The sequence below is a fragment of the Natronoflexus pectinivorans genome (assembly GCF_004345615.1).
Classification (GTDB): domain Bacteria; phylum Bacteroidota; class Bacteroidia; order Bacteroidales; family Marinilabiliaceae; genus Natronoflexus; species Natronoflexus pectinivorans.
In genome coordinates this window covers 1-22,948 of the sequence record NZ_SLWK01000012.1, presented here as the reverse complement: position 1 = coordinate 22,948, position 22,948 = coordinate 1, and the positions used below count along the sequence as shown (strand labels likewise).

Genomic DNA, 22,948 nt, shown 5'->3' with positions numbered 1-22,948 from the left:
GTATTCTGAATCGGATAATCTTAACTCTGGTATTCAAACGAATGCTGTTTTATTAAAACAGCATTACGTCCATTGCAACAATAGATTCAAACATTAGGGAATCTGGAGTTTCATTCTCAGTTGAAAAACCATCTGTACTTAACATCCACGGACTCACGTTCTGAACGGTATCTTCGATGTAGTCGGTTTGAATCATATTTGATGCAAAATTAATGTCTAACATCCAATTTTCCAGACAATTTTCCTCTATTCTGCTGAAATGAATCCCAGTGTAATTCCATTGATCGAGACTCAACATCCAATCCTCTACTATGATAATTTCATCCTCATATTGTGTCGCCCAATCAAGGCTTATCATCCAATCTTCTAAAACAAGCATAGGGTCGTGATGTTCTGGAATATTCAAACCATCGGTATAATCGTAAATACCAGTTTTTGTATCTATATCGTACACAGAAACATTTCCATTATGCAATGCAGAACATCCCATCAAAAGGATAGCTAGTGCTACACCTCCTAGAAACTTATTCATCAGATTAAGTTTCTTGCCTTTTAGTTGATTAACTTTTGTTTTCATAACTAATCCTCCATTGATTGATTTATCACACATCAAACAGAAACAATGCCAAAACTTCCATCCAACTGTATTACTGCTACTTACACAAGCACCCAACAAATCCCAGACTCATCATTTTGTTCGATAATGAGAAATAAAATGTACGATATCGGACAAAAAAAAGAGTTCGTAAAACGAACTCTTTTATCATATATTGATTTTTAAACTGTCGCAATTATTTCAATCTGTCCAATACACTCATTACTTCAAGGACATGGTCTCTACTCTCATTTAACAATGCCATCTCATCCTTATTCAGATCCAATTCAATGACTTTCTCAACGCCATTCTTACCAAGAATTACAGGAACACCAAGGTAACAGTCCTTAATTCCGTATTCACCCTCAAGTTTCACACATACAGGGAAAACTCTGCGCTGATCCCTAGCTATTGCTTCAACCATTTGAGCTGCAGCAGAACCGGGAGCATACCAGGCTGAAGTACCCATTAATTTAACCAATTCACCGCCTCCAAATTTCGTGCGTTCAATGATTGCATCAAGTTTATCGGCATCAATCAATTCGGTTACAGGAATTCCCCCAACGGTGGTATAACGAGGAAGAGGAACCATGGTATCCCCATGTCCGCCCATTAAAATGGCCTGAATGTCCTTAGGTGAAACGTTTAACTCATCAGCAAGGAAAGCGCGATAACGAGCTGTGTCCAAAATTCCAGCCATTCCTATTACTTTTGTACGTGGCAGTTTACTGGTGATATGTGCCTGATAAGTCATCACATCCAAAGGATTAGAAACTACTATAATAATGGCATTTGGAGAAAAAGAGATGATTTGTTCTGTTACTGATTTAACAATCCCGGCATTGGTTTCAATCAGATCATCACGAGTCATTCCTGGTTTTCGTGGTAAACCGGAAGTAATCACAACAACATCAGAATTTGCTGTCTTGCTGTAATCACTGGTTACGCCTATTGTTTTGGAATCGTATAAATCAACCGGAGCTTTTTGCCATATATCAAGTGCTTTACCTTCAGCAACGCCTTCTTTAATATCAATCAAAATTATTTCGTTGGCAATCTCCCTGTAAGCCAATATATCGGCACAGGTTGCTCCAACATTTCCTGCTCCTACAACTGTTACTTTCATCCGTATATATTTTTTAAAAGTTATTGATCAAAACTGCAATTAAATGCCTCTATTTTATCACCTGAATAATTCTGTATTCCGTTTAATTAGGCGCAAATATATAACTCCGCTATCAATTAAAGAAAAATTTCTTCATTATTTTATAAAGAATTAACAAGTCCAGATTGATAACAGTTTATTATGAGATAAAGTTCATAAATCTTAACATCTTATTTAGAGATTCAAAGCCTTATTCGCAAAACGAATATACTCACAACAAATGCATCAGAACAAAAAAACACAGGTATGCAATCCCAATAAAAAACAAAAAAATCGCAACTTGTATTTATAACAAGGCTGCGATCTCATTTTTAGACCATCAATTTTACAATTTCATGAACCTTTCTCTATTCAAAATAAAGCAGACATAAGAACAAATTGACATATCCCGAATAATGTTTACAGGGAAACCAGTTTAAGAGTTTCTGCATTTGAGGGAGGTGTCAGCATAACCCGGTCACCTTCTTCAATTCCATCAACCACCTTAAAAAAGTTATCATTTTCCCCAGAAGTTCTAATCTGCTGTTTTACAACGGACAACCCTTCCCTTTTAAATACATATCGAATGTTATCTGAGTCGGTAAATACTGCCAGTCGTGGAACAATAATAGCGTCTCTCACTGACTCCACCACGATGTTATTAGAAGAGGTCATTCCAGGCAGAAGTGTTCTGCCTTCAGGATTAACTTCTATTTCGACTCTGAAAACATTAAAAAAGTCGTTACTTTGCTCCTGACCGATGTTTGCCACTCGTTTCACAACACCAGTAAATCGGTCATCCGGAAAAGCGTCAATTCTGACCCTTACAGGCAAACCGGGACGAATTTTTGCAATATCAATCTCTTTAACATCAACCACAGATTGGATGGTAGACAGATCAGGCAATGTAGCTATTAAAGGATTCCAACGACTAACATGCGATCCAACACGTATTTTTTGACCATCATTGCCCCTTGCATACACAACCATTCCGTCGGCAGGTGCAGTAATTCTCAAATCTTGCTTTAACTGCTCTATTACCTGTATCTCTTTTTCTGTATCTTCAACATTATCCATTGCCCTGCGGATACGCAGTTCAAGTCTTCGACGCGTTTGAGTATAATTACGATGTCGCTGCTGGTAATCTCTCTCTGCCCGCTCTAGACTAATCTGAGCCTGACGTTGAACAGCTTCTGACTCAAAAGCAGATTGCTCCAATCTGATTTGCATGTCCAGAACCTGGTCACGTGCCTGACGAATGGCATCTCTCGCATCGCTTAAAACAAGAGAACTATCTATCCTGTTGTTTTCTAGATTATTAAGATACATCTCCAGTCGATCCTGAGCTTGTCGTAAACGATCTTCCACTTCTCCCGGATCAAGTGTTGCAACATAGTCTCCTCTTGATACAACTGTTCCTTCACGGATCATATCAGTAATTTGTATGTGACGAACGCGAATGGTTCTGTCAAGCAACACGTCTGGAATAGTAATCTGCTCGTATTCTAATGCTTCTAACTCTCCTGATGCTGATACGACAACTTCAAAAGTACCTTTTTCAACCCTGACAACATCAGGTTCCCGATCGGATTCGCGGGTTGCAAGTGCATAAACCACCAATGTAACTACAACCAGACCCAACGGAGCTATCAATTGCCAAATATTTTTCTTCATCTGTCTGTATTTTGTCTGTTATCAGAACTTAGATTAACTTCACTTTATCTTTGCAACAACTCGTCAAGTTCGTCAATTAAAGCCCGATTTTCAATAAAATCAAAAAGCGTCATTCGACGGATACCATAATAACTCACCCAATATCTTCGCAAAGCATCTATATAGGCTCTACGTGCAGCATCCAGTGAATTCCGTGCAGAATTCAATCGGATGACATCCACTTTACCTATCATAAAGCGTTGCATGGTAACATCGTATCCCATTTGTGCTATGGTATCAGCACGGGCAGCAATTGCTACCTGGTTTCTCTGAAGGTTGAAATCCAATACAGAGATGATGGCATCCTGTTCAAAATCCTGAAGTGCCTGCATAACAGTTGCCTCTGTAACCTCCTGGTTAGATCTTGCCATTTGAACCCTTCCTCGGTGAACGCCCCAGTCAACAATTGGCATACTTACGCCAACCCTAAACTGTTGCTGTTCCAGAAAAGGACTGCGATAGGCCAGATCAATGTCTCCCGCATTTTTATTTATACCAAGATTTGCTCTGATATTGGCATTCAAACCTGTTTCAGAACGGGTTCTGGCAACATTTTGTTCAGCTTCCAACACTTGTCGTTGATAGGACAAAATGTCCGGGTTGTTTTCAAGCGCCAGATGCAAGGCCAAATCCACATCAACCTGCAATTCTGGAATATTATCAGGGACAATAACGCGTACACGGATATCATCATCCAGAGCTAAAAATGAGTTCAGAGAAGCATGAGCCTGCTTTACGTCAATCTCTGCACGACTTACAGCCAATTCAGCATTAAGTAAACCCAGTTCCAAATCCAGAAGTTCATCCTGCGTAACAGTTCCAATTTCAAAGCGTCCGCGACCAATGCGATACAAGGTGTCAGCATTGGCATAATTAACGCGTGCAATTCTTTGATTGATTTCGGCTGTTGCGACATTAAAAAAGTGATTGGTTGCCTGAACAGATAACTGCTCAATGGATTGTAAATAATCAAGCTTTGCCTGTTCAAACTTAAGTGGCTCTATTCGCGACTCCCACCTGAAACGGTTATAACCGTTCAATGACTGGGTGAATCCGACACTCACGGGAACTGATGCATATTCAACCATTCCCCTGTCAATGTCCTCGCGTCGACTCAGTGAGGAAGTAACATCGAATACACCTCCCGTTAAAGTAACATTTTGCCGCACGGACAAGGCTGCGTTCGAAGAGAATGAAGAGAGTGAAACAAATCGATCCTGCTCCTGCTCCGGATCCCATCTCTCAACAACCGAACGGTCAAAATTAATGGGTGTTGAGTTCAGCACCAAACTAGGTAAACGATCTGCTCTGTAACTTCGAAACTCCCAGTACCGGGATAAATACATATTTCTGGCCCGAAAGCTAAAAAGGGACTGCTGATGCGCCAAATCAATCACTTCATCCAAGGTTAAATCAACTTCTATCACCTCACCATTCTGGCTCTTCACGCTCAAACTTCCTAATATTCCGAAACAAATCAGAAAAAAAACTATTCTCATTACTCTCAAATTTCTAAATAAAACGTAACTCCGTGAATGTATTAGTATTCTAATGACGCAAAGACTCAACCGGATCCTGTTCCGAAGCTCTTTTCGCAGGAATATAACCAAAAACAATTCCAACTGTTGCTGACACACCAAAAGCCACCAAAACAGAAAATAGGCTCACAATAGTTTGAATATCAGCCATAACATGAATTAAACGAGCTAAAATAACGCCCAACACAATTCCGATCATACCACCTGTAACACTTATCAAGGTAGATTCAGCCAGAAACTGAACAACTATATCTTTTCTTGAAGCCCCAATGGCCTGTCGTGTTCCAATTTCCCTGATTCTTTCCCAAACCGATGCCAGCATGATGTTCATGATCCCAATTCCTCCTACAATGAGGGAAATGCTGGCAATAGCGCCTAAAACAATATTAAAAATATCATTTGTTTTTTGTTGCTGTTTTAATAAAAGCTCTGGCACTGTAACTTCAAAATCATAAATATCAGAATGTCTGCGTAACAGCATCCTGGTAATGATATCAGCTGTAACACTTAAATTCTCTGTTTCATCAACCTGAACAATGATTTTATCCAATTGATGATTGGCCGTTACAACGCCATTCCCGTTATTTCCGGAATTGGCATTACCACCTCCGCGTGCAATACTTTCCAAAACTTCAGGATTTACTCTGGCTCTGTCTCTGAAACGCATTAACATGGTTTGGGTGGGGATAAATATTTTATTATCGGTACTGCTGATCCCCATCTCATCTGAAGCAGAAGCGGTAAAATCACGGCGCTCTATTACTCCAATAACTTTTAACCATGTATTTCCGCATTTAATATACCTTCCTATGGGATCCTGGGTGCTAAAGAAACGGTTTCGGATATTATCCCCGATAATGGCAACAGGAAACCCACCTTCACTCTGAACCTGATTAAAAACTTTGCCTTCAACCAGATTAATATTGAGTAAATCAAAGTAGTTGGAAGATACTCCTTCCAGTACCACAGGATAACTTCGTCCCTCAAGTACGGCATGATAATTCATACTTATAACAGGGCTCAAACGAGAGACTGTAGGAATGGCTTCTTCAATGGCCATGGCATCCAAAAGCGTCAATCCCGGTGAAAACCTTCTGGAATCGCTCCCTCCGGCATTAGGTGAGCCTAAAACAATATCGGAAGGACTCACTATAATGTTGTTAACACCAACGAGTCTGATTTGCTCCAACACTTCTTGCTGAGCACCCCGACCAATGGCCAGCATACTAATTACTGCTGCTACTCCAAACATGATACCCAATGCAGTAAGCATGGATTTCATTTTATTGGCCAAAATGGCTTCAACAGCTATAATGACATCATGAATATATCTTGTAAAAAGTCTCTTAATCTGTCTCATCTCAAATCTTGTTTTTCGTATTGAAAGAAATACGCAATAATGTTATTGAGGCATTGGATTGCGTCTTCCCTCACCATCTGATCTTCTTCGCCTTTCTCCATCACCATCTCTCGGACCACGCCTTCGCGGCTCTTCCTGCATATGCTGCTCCAAAGAATCTTTAGCTGCTTCTTCTTCGCGCTGAAGGATCTCTTTATATATTTCTTCTCCAAGGAGGGGCAATTCTTCTCGATTAGACGGGGGGTTTAAGAATACCACCTGACCTTCTTCCAATCCATTGCGAACCACTACGTGGTTCGAATTCTCCATTCCGGGATCGATAATCTGACGAACTATTTGATTGGTTCGAGTAAAAACATACCTGGTACTATCGGTTCTGTAAACTGCCTCAAGCGGTATATATAAGACATCCTCCATCCTATCAACCGTTATAATATTACTGGTAGTCATTGCTGGACGAAGTTCTGGATCGGTTCCAAAAAGCCGAATGGTGACTTCAAAAACTCTGGCATCGCTATTGGGCAAAATCTGACCGATGTTTGCCACAGTGATAACTTCCCCATCAAAACGCTTTTCCGGAAAAGCATCTACCCCAACCACAACTTTTTGGCCGGGTCTTATACGGGAAATATCTGATTCATTGATGAACGTATTGGAGATCATGGATGACAAGTCAGGCAGCTCAGCTATTCTTGGAGCCCATCGACTTACTGTACTTCCTACCCTGATTTTACTTCCTAATCGGTCATAACTGTATATCACCATTCCCGGCTTGGGAGCCCGAACATCAAGAGCATTGAACAGTCGTTCAATATCTTCAACACTCTCACGGTTACGACGAACATCTTCCAAAGCTCTCTCAACACTATGCCTTGCCTGTCGTTCCTTGAGACTGTAATTACTTAATTCTTGTGCAAGATTTCGTTCAGCACGATCATAATCCAATTGAGCCTGACGTTGAACTGCAGGTGATTCATAAATGGATTGCTCCATTACCAATCTACGCTCTTCAACAGCTACACGAGCATTCACAAGGCCATCCCTCAGATTACTCATGTTTATATTGGTATCAATGCGTGCATCCTCCAATGCCTGAAGCGAACGCTCCAGTTCATCTCTGGCGTCATTGAGTAACTCCTCAATGGCACTATGATCAAGCGAAGCTACAAAGTCCCCCTCTTCAACTACTGTACCCTCCTCTACCAGGTCGGTAACCTGAATTTCGAAAATATTAATACGACGGCTTGATAACTCAGAGGGAACCTCAATAAATGTAGCATTTTCAGCCTGTAATTGTCCGGTGGAATATACTTCGGCTACAAAGGCTCCACGCTGTACATGTGCCTCAATTAAAATATCTCCTGTTAGTGCTGTTCCGCGAAATATCCAAAAACCAAAAATCAACACAATCACCACTGCCGCTCCAATGGCTACTCTCTTGACAATAGAATTCCTGTTTTGCATGCTTTATATATAACAAATATGATTTTTCTATATGACACAACGTTTAAGTTAAAGTTTAAATCCAACCTTAAAATTAATTGATAAAAATCATCAATAAAACATAAAATACATCATCAACCCAAAATTAATATCATTATAACTGCTTGCATATGTGGACAAACGCCACAACCAACTTTAACCGAATCATGGAAGGACAAACTTCGTGTCAAATATTAATCAAAACCTTTTTTAGGATTTAAATATCAAATTTCACAAACCGTCATTCTTTATAATCACAAAGGCATCCTATCAAAAAGTGCGTTTATAAAGGTGATTTATCTAACCTGCTAGCATCCAAGAATTATCCATAACGATAATTTATGACGCGAAGTTCGCCTTTATACATTAAAACAGGTTCAAATCATTTGAGTATAACATTCTCGGATGTCGGATTAATCGACTTTAAAAAAGCATGACGAATCATCAGAGCTCTCTAACTCCAAAACCTCCTCTGCAAATTATAACTCTCCTATTTTCTATACTGTTTCAACCATATACAGATTATGATCAACACTTAACCTGCAATTACACTTTATGCCAGGCTTTTTATCACTTCAATGATTTCAAGAGCAATGCTTTCTGCCTCTTTCATTGAAGGTGCTTCGGAGTAAATTCTAATGATTGGCTCTGTATTCGACTTTCGCAAATGAACCCAACGGTCGGCAAAATCAATTTTCACCCCATCAATATCAGTAACCTTTTCATTTTGAAATTTCTCTTTTACTTTTAACAGAATGCCATCCACATCAATTTCCGGAGTCAGTTCAATTTTATTTTTCGACATAAAATAGGAAGGATATTCTTTACGCAATTCAGAGCATTTCTTACCGGTTTTGGCAAGATGTGTCAGAAAAAGAGCCACGCCTACCAATGCATCGCGACCATAATGGCTGGCAGGATAAATGATTCCCCCATTGCCTTCCCCGCCAATCACGGCATTTATTTCATGCATCTTTTCAACCACGTTCACCTCCCCTACAGCTGCAGCGGCATAGCTTCCGCCATGCTTTTCAGTGACATCACGCAGCGCTCTGCTCGAACTTAAATTTGAAGCACTATTTCCGGGTGTATTGGCCAACACATAATCGGCCACGGCAACCAATGTGTATTCCTCACCAAACATGGAGCCATCTTCGCTGATGATGGCCAAACGGTCAACATCCGGGTCAACCACAAAACCCACATCGGCTTTCTCTTTTTTTATGAGTTCAGAAATATCTGTAAGATGCTCAGGGAGTGGTTCCGGATTGTGCGGAAATTGTCCGTTGGGCTCGCAATACAACTCAAGAACCTCGGTCACTCCCAACGCTTTTAGCATGGCCGGTATTGCAACACCTCCCACTGAATTAACGCAATCAACGGCCACTTTAAATTCGGCCTTTTTAATGGCTTCCACATCCACCAATTCCAGAGACAATACACTTTCTATATGTTTTTTTAATGAATCGGTATCTTCAACCATGTTCCCGATTTCATCCACATCGGCATAAACAAAAGCCTCCTGTTCTGCAATAGCAAGAACACGTTCTCCATCGGCTGCATTCAAAAACTCTCCCTTTTCATTTAATAGTTTGAGTGCATTCCATTGTTTTGGATTGTGACTGGCTGTAAGAATGATTCCACCATCGGCTTTGTGTTCAACAACGGATACTTCGGTGGTTGGCGTGGTAGCCAAACCAAGGTGAATCACATTGATTCCCAAACCCTGCAAAGAGCCAATCACCAGATTTTTTACCATTTCACCCGAAATACGGGCATCACGACCAACCACTACTGATGGTTGTGCCTTACCGCATCGCTCCTTTAGCCACATCCCGTAAGCCGAAGTAAAACGTACTACATCTATGGGGCTTAAGCCTTCTCCGGGTTTGCCTCCTATGGTTCCTCGTATTCCTGAAATTGATTTTATTAATGCCATTTTTTCGATATGAATTATTAAATTTTTAATCCTGTTTTTATCTTAATAGTTCGTTAATCTTTTTTATTTACCTAATTATCAAGCGTTTATGAATTCACCATGGTGTTGTGTAATCAGTTGATAATAAGAAACTTAATTGTATCTAATAATCTAAAAGTCTAACGATCTATTGTATCTCAAACTTCAAAGATAAATCAAAATAAAGTAGGCGGCACAACCCATTCTTCATAAAATTAATTCTCATGCCAACATTTACTTTTACCGCACATGAAGAATCTTTTATTAGTTACCTTATTGAAAAATAAGTTTATCCGGTTATTTTTTTGCATTTTTGCAAAAAAATAAAACAGTTCACAAGTCAAATAAAAAAATAATGCGAAATCAAAAACGCACCTTCAACAAACAGAATCAGGATAAAAACAGAACGGTAAAACCTTTCTCAAAACGAAATCAACTTCCCAAAAGAGTACAAAAGCCAAAGTACGAAGAACCAGAAACTTCGGACTTGATAAGGCTTAACCGCTACATTTCCAACAGCGGTGTATGCAGCCGCCGGGATGCCGATGAGCTAATATCCAAAGGCCTTATTACCGTAAATGGCAAAGTGGTGAAAGAACTTGGGTTGAAAGTGAGTAAAGATGATGTTGTAAAATATGATGGAAAGAAACTCAACCCCGAACACAGGGTATACATCCTCATAAACAAACCCAAAGACATGGTTACCACATCATCAGACCCGGAAGGCCGGCGTACCGTTCTCGACCTGGTTCAAGAGGCTTGCGATGAGAGAGTTTACCCTGTTGGCCGATTGGATAAAAACACCACAGGGGTTTTGCTGCTTACCAACGATGGTGACCTCTCAAAAAAACTCACGCATCCATCTTCGGAAATCAAGAAAATATACCATATTTTTACAGACAAGCCGGTCTCAAAAGCACATATTGATGCCATTGCCAAAGGCATTGAACTGGAAGACGGAATAATTAAGGTTGATGCGGTAAGTTACGCACACCAGGAAGACAAAAAACAGGTTGGAATTGAAATACACTCGGGTAGAAACCGCATTGTACGCAGGATTTTTGAGCATCTCGGCTACAATGTAGAAAAACTTGACAGAGTGTGGTTTGCAGGACTCACCAAAAAAAATCTGCCCCGCGGAAAATGGAGATTTCTAACCCCCGATGAAGTAAAATTTCTAAAAGCCGGAATGTTCTAACCTAAACATTTAATGATGCTTAAAACAAATGCCTTAATCTGTTTCTTTCTCTTAAATTTTGGTATTTTTAATGCGTTTTCCCAAAACGCATTAAACTTTACTGTAAAAAACGCTAAAAATCATTCACCGGTTTCTTTTGCCAACATTGTTTTTGGAGATTCACAACAAGGTACAGTATCTGATATAAACGGAAATTTTACCATCCCCCATTCAGCGGCTTCCAATATCATCAGAATCAGTTCTCTGGGATATGCACCCCTGACCATCAATACCGATACTATGCAGAATGGACAAACCGTTCTGATAAAACCTGTGGATATAGAATTGGAGCAGGTGACCATTCTTGCTGATGAAAATCCAGCGCTGAGGATTATTCGAAATGCCGTTGAGAACAGGAACAACAATAATCCTGACAACAAAACACCATACAGTTGCATTGTTTACCATAAAATGACATTCGGGATGGAAATTCCCGATACACTGATAACCACCAACGAAGAAACCCGTCGTCTATGGGAATTTAACCGCGACAACGACCTTTTGCTGATTGAATCCGTGTCGGAACGCAAACACATGCCGCCTTCCAGAACCAATGAGAGAGTCATATCAGGTAGAGTGAGCGGATTTCAACAACCAGCATTGGCCGTTCTGCCAAGCCAGCTTCAACCTTTCACATTCTATGATGACTATATCAGGCTGCTTGATACTGACCTTCTCAATCCCGTCTCAAACCGAGGCTTAAGAAGTTATCTGTTTCTTATTGAAGACACCCTGATTCAAAACAATGGCGACACCATTTTTTACATCTCATTTGAACCCCGACAGGGGTCAAATATAAGGGGAATGACAGGCTCTTTGCATATACATGAACCAACCTGGGGAATACAAACAGTTTCTGCAACAGCCGATGAGAACCAGTTGCTTTATGAACTATCAATACGCCAAAATTATAAGCTGTATAATCATCATCATTGGTTTCCGGAACAGTTGGAAACACGATTAATCATGCGAGAAACGGCTTTAGGACAAGCATTCCCTTTTCCTGTTACAGGAGAAGGAAGAAGTATGGTTACCGCGGTGAATTTAGAACCGGAGTTTACTTCAAGGGATTTCAGCAATCTGTACCTTATTGATGAATCAGGGAGCACTAACGCTCCACCCATTGACATGCACCGATATCGGCCTTTGACAGCACGCGATTCGGCAACCTATCATCTGCTCGACAGCCTGGGGAGGGTTCATAATCTGGACCGGCTTATAAATTTCCAGAGAAACCTGATGGAAGGCTTTATTCCGTTGGGATATGTCAACCTGAACCTATCCAAACTGCTGGATTTCAACAGGTACGAAGGACTTATCGCAGGAATTGGACTTCAAACCAGCGACCGTGTATCGCGCTACGTGAGTACAGGAGGGTTTTATACCCGGAGTTTTAAATCGCGGGATAACAATTACGGTGCAAATTTGTGTTTTCGGTTCAACCGGATTCATGAACAATCCTGGAAAATTTCTGCAGAACAGAGTCTTGCACCAACCGGTAATTTCAGCTTTTTAGATGGATACGAACCAACTTCTTCGGAACGATTTAAAAACATGGCCATGGAAACTGCCGACCATTCACGGCAAATCAATACGGCTTTTACAAGCCGTATTTTCAGTCGACTAAAAACAGAACTGGTTTATCAATACAAGGAAGTTACTCCCGTCATGCACTATCCTTACATGTTTACCGATGAAATTGTTCCTGAATTCACTGCACACGAAACCGGCATCAGGCTGAAATGGCAACCTCGTATCAGGTTGGCATACACTGGATTTGGTTTGACTTCCACCGGAGGTGAGATGCCTTCAATTTGGGCAAATTTTGCAACAGGTCATGGAAACTCAGATGCGTCCATCTCCTACCAGAAAACCGAAGCTCAAGTTGAACATCACTTCAGAATTTCACCCGTCGTCAAAGGGCATTTTCGGTTAACGGGAGCACATTTGTGGGGCAACCATACTCCAACGCATCTATACAGTGCTTTCGGAACCTACAACAGAGGCTTGAGTATTGAATCACGTTACTCATTTGCGACCATGGCTCCCAACGAATTTGCAGCCAACACATTCGGACTTGTTTTTGTTGGTGCAACAATACCTACCCGTGTGAACCGGCCGGGTAGATTTAAGCCTGAAATCACTCTTTCCACTTCCGCAGGCTGGAGTGATGTCGCATCAAAATATTCAGAAACAGTTAACACTTTCAACAAAGGGTATTTTGAAAGTGGAATCTATTTCGGGAATTTGTTTCGCCAAATGATTTTAAAATACGGGTTGGGCATTCATTACAGATATGGCCCGTACAGCCACGATAAAGACATTAACAACTGGAGTTTTACCATTGGCGCCGAAATCGGATTTTAAGTTGCTTTTACCGGGATTCCTCCTTTCCATCGGCATATTTGGCAAATCTACCAGAATTTCTGTCATGAACATTGTCGTATCTACTCCATGGCCAACCACCAAATTGAGTTCTCCGGTAATCAGAAAAAGCTTGTTGAATTTCGGCTGCTGTGTTCATAACAAAAGGTCCGTGTTGAATTGCAGGTTCATTGATTGGCATTCCCTGCAGCAATAATAAATATGCATCGGCATCTCCATTTTTAATCACCACCGGCTGGTCTGCCAATAAATCAATGGAATTATAAGCATTTACATCAATTCCGGCAATATTTATTTCCGAACCCTTGTAAAAATAGAGCGACCTGTTAACTTCCAGCGAAGCTGAAGGCAAAGTCCATTGGCTTCCTGCCTCCATTTTAATCAGCCAAATGCCAACCTCATTATCGCAATCAGCAGCCCATGAATCAGGCGCCGGAGAAGGAGCTGCAACTTTACCAATTTTACCTGCAATTACGGTCACTTCTATGGCTTTCCCGTTTTCATCCTTTTCTATATGCAGCGGAATATCCTCGGCCCATAACATTTTATAGTGTGGCTCGGCAAATTTGCTCTTTTTGGGTAAATTGAGCCAAACCTGAAAAAGTTCCAGGGGGTTTGGTTTGTCTTTATGGATTAATGGAAACATTTCAGAATGCTGTAACCCTGCACCGGCTGTCATCCATTGTACATCTCCCTCACCATATCGCCCCGAAGCACCGTGTGAATCGGAATGGTCAACATAACCGGTAAGTACAATGGTTACCGTTTCAAAACCTCTGTGCGGATGCGCCGGAAAACCGGGAACCTTCTCGCCATGGTACATTCGCCATCCATCCTTTGTCGTAAAATCCTGCCCCAGATTTCGACCTTCCAAAGAAGCATCCGGTCCAAATTCCTCATTCCCTTTTGGATAATCATCATCGTGATGAACACAAAAAAGAAAAGGGTCCTGCGTTTCCCATTTAAATCCTAATGGTTTGATGTCGGTGATTAGCTTGTTATACATATTGGTTTGATTTAGTCGATGAATAAAAAATCAGCAGATTTCATTTCAATTCACCCAAATATGGATGAACTCTTGTTGTAATAAAGATAAACCTTATTATGCAATTATCCATAGAATTAAAGCATCATTACTCTGACAAGTCATTCATCATTTTAATGATGCGATGAACTTTTACGTCATCACTTTTGGCTTCCAGAATAAAATCTAAATATGTTTTTTTCTCTTCTTTAGAGAGATTTAAGTAGTTCTTGTATGTATTTGGCGGTTCGTATTGAAAACAATCAAGAATTTCCTCGGGTGTCACCACGTCATTGGCATGTATTTGCAGTTCCAGATAAACCGTTTCTCCTGCTTCCTTTTGTATTTCGTTTCTGATTTTTAAATTCACAGGCAGGAAAAGACGTCCATTGCCCATGGGTAATAATTTCCGGTTTGAAAACCGGAAATTATCTATCCGACCAGAAACCTCTACTTCTCCAAACCAGGCATGTTTATCAGGTTCAACTTCGGGAACCTCCAAATAAGTCCATCCTCCCTTTCCGGAAAACTTTTGCAACAAGTATGTTCCGCTTACCTCGCTTATTGATGCCATTGAATAGCCTTTTAATTCAATCACTTGAACTATTTAATAAACCTGCTTAAATTTGACTGTTTTTTCTCTATTAAAATGGACTAATACCCAAAATTGGAATCCGTACCTAAAACATATCCCAGGGAAATTCGGTACGTAAGTTATAAATAAAAGGACTAAAAAAGAAGAACCCATCTGAGCAACCATTCTCAAAAATCTGCATCATATACCCCAACGTTAAAAACAGACAAATGAACAAAATACCTCTGGCCATAGAAACCGAAAATATTACACGTTTTTTTAAAGATGTTAAAGCGGTAAACGGCATCTCCCTAAAAATAGAAAGAGGTGGAGTTTATGGTATTCTCGGACCCAACGGAGCTGGTAAAACCACACTTATCAGAATGCTCGCAACATTACTCAACCCCACATCAGGGAGTGGAAAAGTTATGGGTTATGACATTGTGACGGAAAAAGAAACCATCCGCCGGCTGGTAAGTCTTACCGGTCAGTTTGCTTCTGTAGATGAAGACCTCACCGGCCTTGAGAACCTATTGCTTCTGGCTAAACTTTTGGGATACACAGGAAAAAACGCAAAAAAGAGAGCTTTGGAGTTGTTGAGCGGTTTCGGACTTTCGGATGCTGCTAAACGACAAGTAAAAACATACTCCGGCGGAATGCGCAGACGCTTGGATATCGCAGCAAGTATTGTGGTTCGTCCAGCTTTGATTTTCCTGGACGAGCCGACCACAGGACTTGACCCCCGCAGCCGTAATCAAGTTTGGGACATTATTCGCTCGCTGGTTGCAGATGGAACCACAGTGCTGCTTACCACTCAATACCTGGATGAGGCCGACCAGCTTGCAGAAAAAATTGCCGTAATTGACCATGGCAAAGTCATAGCAGAAGGTACGCCATCTCAGCTAAAAGCTTCGGTTGGTTCAAACGTACTGAGGTTAAACGTTAACGATGCCTCTCAAATTGAAAAAGCACGCCAAATCATCACACAAAAAATAAACCTCGATGTACAAACCAATTCAGACCCATATTTACTAACAGTTCAAACCGAGAACGTTTCGGCTGCAACCAATCTTATAACAGAAATTACATCGGCAGGCATTGAAATATCCAGATTTTCGCTCGGGCAACCAAGTCTCGACGAGGTTTTTCTTGCCTTAACCGGGAAACCGGTTGAAGAGAATAATGAAGAATAAACCAACTTACTGAAGTTACACAAAATGGACAATAATAACCAATCCGCAAGCATACAGTCTCTTCTTGCTCATGGAGCACGCCCCAATCCAATAAATGCGGTAACAGCATCGCTCATTTTTGGCTGGCGCGCACTGCTTAAAATCAAGCATGTACCCGAACAACTGTTCGATGTAACCGCCTTCCCCATCATGTTTACTTTGTTGTTTACCTACATGTTTGGAGGAGCCATTGCAGGTTCCACCGAGGAGTATCTTCAATTTCTTTTACCCGGCATTCTGGCTCAAACAGTGACCATGATAACAATGTACACAGGAGTGGCAGTCAATAATGACATTCGAAAAGGAGTTTTTGTCCGCTTCCGGTCGCTGCCTGTGTGGCAACCCTCGGTTTTGGTAGGTGCATTACTTGGAGATGCTGCCCGATACACCATTGCATCGTCAATTGTTATCAGCCTGGGAATGATTCTTGGATTTAAACCCGAAGGCGGATTCATTGGGGTTTTTCTGGCAGTTGCACTATTGTTGGTATTCTCATTTAGCCTCTCGTGGATATGGACATCCATCGGTTTCATTGCGCGCTCACAGGAATCTTTATTCTTTCTGAGTTTCGTTGTTCTGTTTCCATTGACCTTTGCCAGCAACATCTTTGTTGACCCTGAAACAATGCCGTCGTGGCTCGAAGCGTTTGTAAGCGCAAATCCTGTAACCTGGCTTGTCACCGCAATGCGCGGATTAATGCACGGTGCACCCGAAGTTGAAGGCATCGGAATTGTCCTCATCATATCGGCCACATTGGTTGGAATTTTTGGTCCAATTACCATGTTTTTATTCAGAAACAAAAAGTAGATAGGCTATTCCCATATTTCCGGAAATTTTCTTGTGGCATGCTTGATAATCCACATGGTATGTGGATTATCAGTTTTTGCCCATTGCCTTATCAATGATTTGGTTGGTGATGGATTCACCTTTATGTAATCGGTTAGATGATTGGCGACAGATTTCTTCACAAACTTCACAGAATCTTCTTTCAACAAATCCAGAATTTGAAAAACCGGTTCCGGTTTTTCAATAAAAACATCCAACTTTGGTGCCCAGGGCAGTTTAGGTCTGAGTCCTTCTGAGGCCAACCTTCGCAAATGAAAGCTATCTGAACGCGCCCATTGCTTCATTCTCTTCAATGACTCCTCCGGATATTTTCTGATGAAAGGCCGAATGGCATACTCTCCAGTATTGCGTTTTGTAATTTCTTCTATGGCATTCAGTGAAATCTCCAGATGGTTCAACCCGTATTTCTCAACAAACTTCCCAATTGGCAATATCCAGTAATAATTTGTGAACATGCCTGTTTCGTTGGGGTTTTCTTCACCCAATATTTGCGTCAAAATGAATAGCGATTGCTGATAATTATCCGGTAAAAAGTGTTTCAACTCATCTGCCAACAATTCAACCCTTTGTGTGTAGGTTTTCCCTACACACTTCTTCTCTACATTAAGGATAAAATGGGAATCATTAAATTCGGGAAAAACAAGGTTTATCTTTTCAGACAAAATCCCGGCCAAGTTTCCTCCAAATTTATTGGTTATGCTATAATCTGTAGGCATATTGAAATGGTTTTAAAACTATTTAATTTAACATCATCTGTTTTTGTTTGTTCATCTCAAACAAACTTAGAAGCTACTACTATTGGCGAATATTTCTAATTTTGTAAGTCATTTAGAAGATAACCTTCCAGGCTCAACTAAAATATAGAAACTAAACTAAAACGCTACAGCTATGCTTACCAGATACTTTTTCGCTTTATATATATTAATCCTGCTCTCGTGTACAGCAAATTCTCAAACAGCTTATAACTTTATTGTTTCCAAAGATGGGACAGGTGATTTTTTAACAATTCAGGAAGCCATCAATGCCACCCAGGCATTTCCTGATGAGCCCGTCACCATTTTCATAAAAAATGGTGTTTATAATGAAAAAGTGCGGGTTTACTCATGGAATACCAAACTTACCCTTAAAGGAGAATCAGCAGAAAAAACCATTATCACATACGATAATTATTTTGATAAAATTAATCTGGGACGTAACAGTACTTTTCATACATACACGCTTAAAGTGGAAGCCAATGATTTTACGGCCAAAAACCTGACCATTGAAAACAGTGCCGGACCTGTTGGACAAGCAGTTGCCCTGCATGTTGAAGGCGACCGTTGTTCTTTCATCAACTGTCGGTTGCTTGGTCATCAGGACACAGTATATTCAGCAGGTGAAGGTCGCAGACATTATTTTTATCAATGCTATATTGATGGAACGACCGATTATATTTTTGGTGAGGGAACAGCCATTTTTCACAAGTGCCAAATACACAGCAAAAGTAACTCATACATTACTGCAGCAAGCACTCCGAAAAACATCCCTTTCGGGTTTGTTTTTATAAGTTGCACTCTCACAGCGAATCAAAATGTTGACAAAGTTTTTCTTGGTCGCCCCTGGCGCGACCATGCCCGTACAGTAATTATGAATTGTGAACTTGGCAGTCACATTCTTCCTGAAGGCTGGTCAAACTGGTCAGGAACCAACCGCGACGAATCAGCCTTCTATGCAGAATATGGCAATACAGGACCAGGTGCAGATTTAACCAACAGAGCAAAATGGGTAATAGCTCTTACCGAAGAGGAGGCAAACGATTACACCATCGGTAATATATTCAGCTTTGGCATTGGTGAGTGGACTCCAGACAAATAAAACAACAATCAAAACTAAATCACTCCCATTTTCTTCATTAAAAAAGATGCATTCAGCTTTTTACTCACACCAGTTTTTAACTTATAATCAAATACTAGTTCGTCACCATTTAGCTCAACCTCAAAGCAATGATTCATTACAACAGAAGGGTATTTTTGCTCCAGTTCACCAATCACCAAATCGTGAGTTGCAATAACCACGACGGCATTAAGTCCCATCATTTTTTCGAGTAACCCGATAGAGCCCGCCTGTTTATCCTTCGTATTGGTGCCTCGCAGTATTTCATCTAAAACCACCAATGTTCTCGGTTTAGACTGAACATGGTCAATGATTTCACGAATGCGGGTTAGTTCAGCATAAAAGTAGGACGCCTTATGCGAAAGTGAGTCACGGATGTTGATGCTCGACATGATATCGCACGGAGTAAAACGCATGAAACGAGCCATGACAGGAGCACCATTCATTGCAAGAATTAAATTAACAGCCAACGTGCGCAAAAAGGTACTCTTTCCGGCCATATTTGCGCCTGTCACCACCAGGATACGAGGCTGCCCCTGCATGTCCAAATCATTACAAACTCTTTCATCACCGGGAATTAACGGATGGCCTACATCTTTAGCATCAATACTAAAATCACCATTTGCGATTTCAGGGTAAACCAGATAACTCTGGTTGTTAAAATCAAAACGCGCAAAACCAATCATCGCATCAAAAGTGTTCATGGCTTCCAACCATCTCGGAACCAATGCCCGATGCGCTTCCTTCCACTTTTCTAAACGATACAATATCTGTAAATCAAACAAAAACAGGATGTTCAAGATAGAGCCTACAACCAAATTATAGCGGTAATCAAAACGTTCGAGCAATCTGAAAAAGATTTTCAAAGAGAATGAGGCTCCCTTTTTATGATTATTGATTAAATTCTCTTTTTGATGCTTCAGGAATGAAGCATCAAAATTCTCATTTTCTATCTGTATGAGCAACCGCTCATACAGGCGGAAAATTGAAGCACTTTTACCAAGATTATTGTGAGCACTCTGAACTTCTTTTGATTTTCGGGTCGTTAACCACCATCCAATCCCCACCAGCAACCATAATGAAGATGCAGGCAAAAGAGCAAAAATGGTCAATGCGACCCAAGCAAATACACAAAAAGGATAGAGCATCAACAGCCATTTGAGTTTTCTTACGCCTGACTCAGGCTCATTAAGCCATTTTATCAGCTTATCCTGCTCATTGCCGACTTCTTTATTAAGCAAGCCAAATGCCTGGAAATTCTCCAAAAATTCACTCTTCTTTGATAGTTCCCTGACAGCTTTTTGTTTTTGCAGAATCTCTTCTTCATTTTTTGACCATTTGCAAAGACATGTCCCCAGCTTTTTTCGACCCTCTTTGGTAACTGAACGATTGAGATACTGAAACAGAGAATGAGCACCAAATAAATCAAAGTCTCCCGCCAAATGAGGATTTATCTTCGATAAATCCTCTCCATTATCCATATCATCAAAATCATATGATAAAAATCGAAGTTCACGCTGATTTACGAGCAACCTGTTAGATAAAACTTTCTGTTGCTTAACCAATTTCAGGTCAACAACCACCGCTCTTAGAAACAACAGAAAAGACAGGACTGACAGAGCAATTAACCAAGCGGATTCAGGACGAGTGGTAAACCATACAAGAGAGACTATAGAGATCAGGAAAAAACCGATGCGTGCAAAAAAGAGGAATTTAAACCGTCGTTTGAGTTTTTCTGTTTCCTGTTCTAACAGAATAATTCGGGATTTATAATAGCTGATTGAAGTTTGCGTCATCGGTTTTATATTTTAAAAAGATGTGTGTTAATCGTTAGTGAATAATGGCTGAAATGAAACTACTAGCCTGTACAAAAATAAAAAAAGTTGCTCCCTGCAATGCAGAGAACAACTTTTTTTCTGACATGATAAGTTTTTTCTAAAAGAAAAAACTTGCTAAGAACAGAAGTGCTAAAATGTACATTACCAGTGAAATTTCCCTGTGGCGACCTGATAATAATTTCAGACCTACATAAGAAAGCATTCCAAACACAATACCTTCTGCAATGCTGTAACTCAATGGCATCATGATAATGGTAAGGAATACAGGGATGGATTCTGTATAGTCATCAAAATTAATTTTCAGAATTGGCGACATCATGAAAGAACCAACAAGAATCAGAGCAGGCGCAGTGGCTGCCCCGGGAACCATCAAAAACAATGGAGCAAAAAACAAGGCCAATGTAAACATTCCTGCCACTGTAAGCGAAGTAAGTCCTGTTCTTCCACCTTCTGCTACACCAGATGCACTTTCAACGTAAGTGGTAACTGTCGATGTTCCCATCATTGAGCCAAAAGTGGTTCCGATGGCATCAGCAAATAGAGCCTGCTTTACCCTTGGAAGTTTTCCATTTTTGTCAATCATATTGGCTTTGGATGCTACTCCCACCAAAGTTCCAACGGTGTCAAATAAATCCACAAAAAGGAATGTGAGCAATATAATCAACATATCAACCGATAAAATTTGACTAAAGTCAAATTTAAAAGCAATAGGCTCCAGCGATGGTGGAAGAGAGACCAATGTCCCTTCAGGAAGAGTGGTTACTCCCAATGGAATTCCTATAATTGCACTGGCAAAAATCCCAATAAGCAGTGCTCCTTTAACCTTCAAAGCAAGCAAAACCCCAATAAGTAAAAGACCAAATAAGGCAACCCAAATTGTATGAGAACTCATGTCCCCAAGGGTAACCATGGTTGCTTCACTAGCCACGATCAGGCCTGCATTTTGCATTCCAATAAAGGCAATAAACAAACCAATTCCGGCTGAAATGGCATGTTTAATATTCATGGGAATGGCATTTACTATTAACTCCCGCACATTAAATGCAGTCAATAATAAAAAGATAATTCCTTCGAGAAAAACCGCAGTCAAAGCAAATTCCCAGCTATACCCCATGGTTATAACAACGGTATAAGCAAAAAATGCATTCAGACCCATTCCGGGAGCAAGCGCAAAAGGCAATTTAGCCCAAAGAGCCATCACTAAGGTTGCTACAACTGCTGATAAAGCAGTTGCTGTAAATACCGCATTGACATCCATTCCCGTTGCCGAAAGGATACCCGGGTTCACAGCCAAAATATAGGCCATGGTCATAAATGTGGTGATTCCGGCTATGAATTCGGTTCGGATATTGGTTTTATTCTCCTTGAGTTTAAAAAACTTCTCCAACATGGTGTAAAGTATATAAGATTAATGTCTAAAAAGTCCATTTAACCGCGATGGTTGGACATGCTTTAAATCCTTTGTGACCTGCAAAATTTGTCGCCAACTCCACTTCTCCACCAAACGAAAAATGTTCATTAACGTTATACCACAATTGTGGTTCGCTCAGGAAAACAAATTTAGTACTGCCCTCCTCACCAAAAAAAGTATGGTCTTCACGCCAAAAATCGGCAAATCCCATAAAAGTAAATTTTCTGTCTTTAAAATGCATGGTCCACACTCCCGTTATCTGGAAAGAAGCATCATGTTTACCCTGAATATATTTATACAAACCCTGCAAGGTGAAAATTCTTGAATAATCAGCATTATTCCAGGTATATTGAGCACCAGTGAGCCAGGCATCGTTAATTTGGTATGCTAATCCAGGTGCATATTGTCCAAATCCTCCGTTATACTCCACCTGTAATGCCCATGGAGAATCCCAGAATCTCAATGCTCTTGAAACGTCCATATAGGCCAAAGAAACTCCTTCCACATCTCCTACATTGTAGTCGAAGTCAACAAAGAAAAAGGTACTCCCCCATCGGTCAGGTTTAAACATTTCAAGGGTTGTGGTAAAATAGCCACGATCCTTTCCCATATCATAATGTAATTGAATGTTTTGCGAATTGATCTTTGCTGCACATTCTGTTTTATTCGGACACCCATTCCGGATTTATCCGGACACTTTTTAGGTCTGCATTTTTTTCAAAAATAGGAATTAATTTTTT

General features: G+C 40.5%; 18 protein-coding genes. 5 read left to right on the top strand and 13 right to left on the bottom strand.

All coding sequences use genetic code 11. From position 1 onward, the window contains the following. Window positions 1-52: 52 nt before the first annotated feature. The 7 genes from EV194_RS13630 to glmM all read right to left on the bottom strand — a co-directional run bounded on the left by EV194_RS13630 (window position 53) and on the right by glmM (window position 9,771). Window positions 53-532, bottom strand: a complete 480-nt coding sequence (locus EV194_RS13630) for a hypothetical protein (RefSeq protein ID WP_132434594.1) — start codon at window positions 530-532, stop codon at window positions 53-55. Between the two features lie 259 nt (window positions 533-791). Continuing rightward, a complete protein-coding gene (gene mdh, locus EV194_RS13625; protein ID WP_132434593.1) occupies window positions 792-1,721 on the bottom strand; it encodes a malate dehydrogenase in 930 nt (309 codons plus the stop codon). A 438-nt stretch (window positions 1,722-2,159) separates the two neighbouring features. After that, a complete protein-coding gene (locus tag EV194_RS13620; RefSeq protein ID WP_132434592.1) occupies window positions 2,160-3,413 on the bottom strand; it encodes an efflux RND transporter periplasmic adaptor subunit in 1,254 nt (417 codons plus the stop codon). A 44-nt stretch (window positions 3,414-3,457) separates the two neighbouring features. Beyond that, window positions 3,458-4,951, bottom strand: a complete 1,494-nt coding sequence (locus tag EV194_RS13615; protein WP_132434591.1) for a TolC family protein — start codon at window positions 4,949-4,951, stop codon at window positions 3,458-3,460. Between the two features lie 49 nt (window positions 4,952-5,000). Continuing rightward, entirely contained in the window at window positions 5,001-6,350 is a 1,350-nt protein-coding gene (locus tag EV194_RS13610) for an ABC transporter permease (RefSeq protein WP_132434590.1), read from the bottom strand. 42 nt (window positions 6,351-6,392) lie between these two features. Beyond that, complete coding sequence (locus tag EV194_RS13605) at window positions 6,393-7,814, bottom strand: efflux RND transporter periplasmic adaptor subunit (protein ID WP_132434589.1); 1,422 nt, start codon at window positions 7,812-7,814, stop codon at window positions 6,393-6,395. A gap of 571 nt (window positions 7,815-8,385) precedes the next feature. After that, a complete protein-coding gene (glmM, locus tag EV194_RS13600; protein ID WP_132434588.1) occupies window positions 8,386-9,771 on the bottom strand; it encodes a phosphoglucosamine mutase in 1,386 nt (461 codons plus the stop codon). Between the two features lie 373 nt (window positions 9,772-10,144). Here glmM and EV194_RS13595 point away from each other — a divergent pair, with 373 nt between their 5' ends. Continuing rightward, window positions 10,145-10,987, top strand: coding sequence for a pseudouridine synthase (locus EV194_RS13595; protein ID WP_132434587.1), 843 nt, complete (start codon window positions 10,145-10,147; stop codon window positions 10,985-10,987). A 15-nt stretch (window positions 10,988-11,002) separates the two neighbouring features. After that, window positions 11,003-13,393, top strand: a complete 2,391-nt coding sequence (locus EV194_RS13590) for a DUF5686 family protein (protein ID WP_207916053.1) — start codon at window positions 11,003-11,005, stop codon at window positions 13,391-13,393. Between the two features lie 7 nt (window positions 13,394-13,400). On the opposite strand, the gene EV194_RS13585 is transcribed toward EV194_RS13590, so the two are convergent. Both EV194_RS13585 and EV194_RS13580 read right to left on the bottom strand, forming a co-directional pair. After that, window positions 13,401-14,417, bottom strand: a complete 1,017-nt coding sequence (locus EV194_RS13585) for a pirin family protein (protein ID WP_132434585.1) — start codon at window positions 14,415-14,417, stop codon at window positions 13,401-13,403. Between the two features lie 127 nt (window positions 14,418-14,544). Continuing rightward, window positions 14,545-15,009, bottom strand: a complete 465-nt coding sequence (locus EV194_RS13580; RefSeq protein ID WP_132434584.1) for a DUF1905 domain-containing protein — start codon at window positions 15,007-15,009, stop codon at window positions 14,545-14,547. Window positions 15,010-15,239: 230 nt separating this feature from the next. Between EV194_RS13580 and EV194_RS13575 the strand changes: the two genes are divergently transcribed. Together EV194_RS13575 and EV194_RS13570 are read left to right on the top strand one after the other, a co-directional pair. After that, on the top strand, window positions 15,240-16,202 hold the full coding sequence (locus tag EV194_RS13575) for an ATP-binding cassette domain-containing protein (protein ID WP_132434583.1): 963 nt from the start codon (window positions 15,240-15,242) through the stop codon (window positions 16,200-16,202). Window positions 16,203-16,226: 24 nt separating this feature from the next. Beyond that, complete coding sequence (locus EV194_RS13570; protein ID WP_132434582.1) at window positions 16,227-17,048, top strand: ABC transporter permease; 822 nt, start codon at window positions 16,227-16,229, stop codon at window positions 17,046-17,048. A 5-nt stretch (window positions 17,049-17,053) separates the two neighbouring features. Here EV194_RS13570 and EV194_RS13565 read toward each other — a convergent pair whose 3' ends face one another. After that, window positions 17,054-17,803 carry a DNA alkylation repair protein gene (locus EV194_RS13565; protein WP_132434581.1) on the bottom strand — a complete coding sequence of 250 codons (750 nt, stop codon included), beginning with the start codon at window positions 17,801-17,803 and terminating at the stop codon, window positions 17,054-17,056. A 172-nt stretch (window positions 17,804-17,975) separates the two neighbouring features. Here EV194_RS13565 and EV194_RS13560 point away from each other — a divergent pair, with 172 nt between their 5' ends. After that, the gene (locus EV194_RS13560) at window positions 17,976-18,941 is read left to right on the top strand and encodes a pectinesterase family protein (protein WP_132434580.1); all 966 of its coding nucleotides are present in this window, start codon (window positions 17,976-17,978) and stop codon (window positions 18,939-18,941) included. Window positions 18,942-18,955: 14 nt separating this feature from the next. On the opposite strand, the gene EV194_RS13555 is transcribed toward EV194_RS13560, so the two are convergent. The 3 genes from EV194_RS13555 to EV194_RS13545 form a co-directional block, all read right to left on the bottom strand. Then, window positions 18,956-20,755: a MutS-related protein gene (locus tag EV194_RS13555; RefSeq protein ID WP_132434579.1), complete on the bottom strand. Its 1,800-nt coding sequence runs from the start codon at window positions 20,753-20,755 to the stop codon at window positions 18,956-18,958. Between the two features lie 139 nt (window positions 20,756-20,894). Then, a complete protein-coding gene (locus tag EV194_RS13550; protein WP_132434578.1) occupies window positions 20,895-22,187 on the bottom strand; it encodes an NCS2 family permease in 1,293 nt (430 codons plus the stop codon). 25 nt (window positions 22,188-22,212) lie between these two features. Continuing rightward, window positions 22,213-22,851, bottom strand: coding sequence for a DUF5020 family protein (locus EV194_RS13545; RefSeq protein WP_262708676.1), 639 nt, complete (start codon window positions 22,849-22,851; stop codon window positions 22,213-22,215). Between the last annotated feature and the right edge of the window lie 97 nt (window positions 22,852-22,948).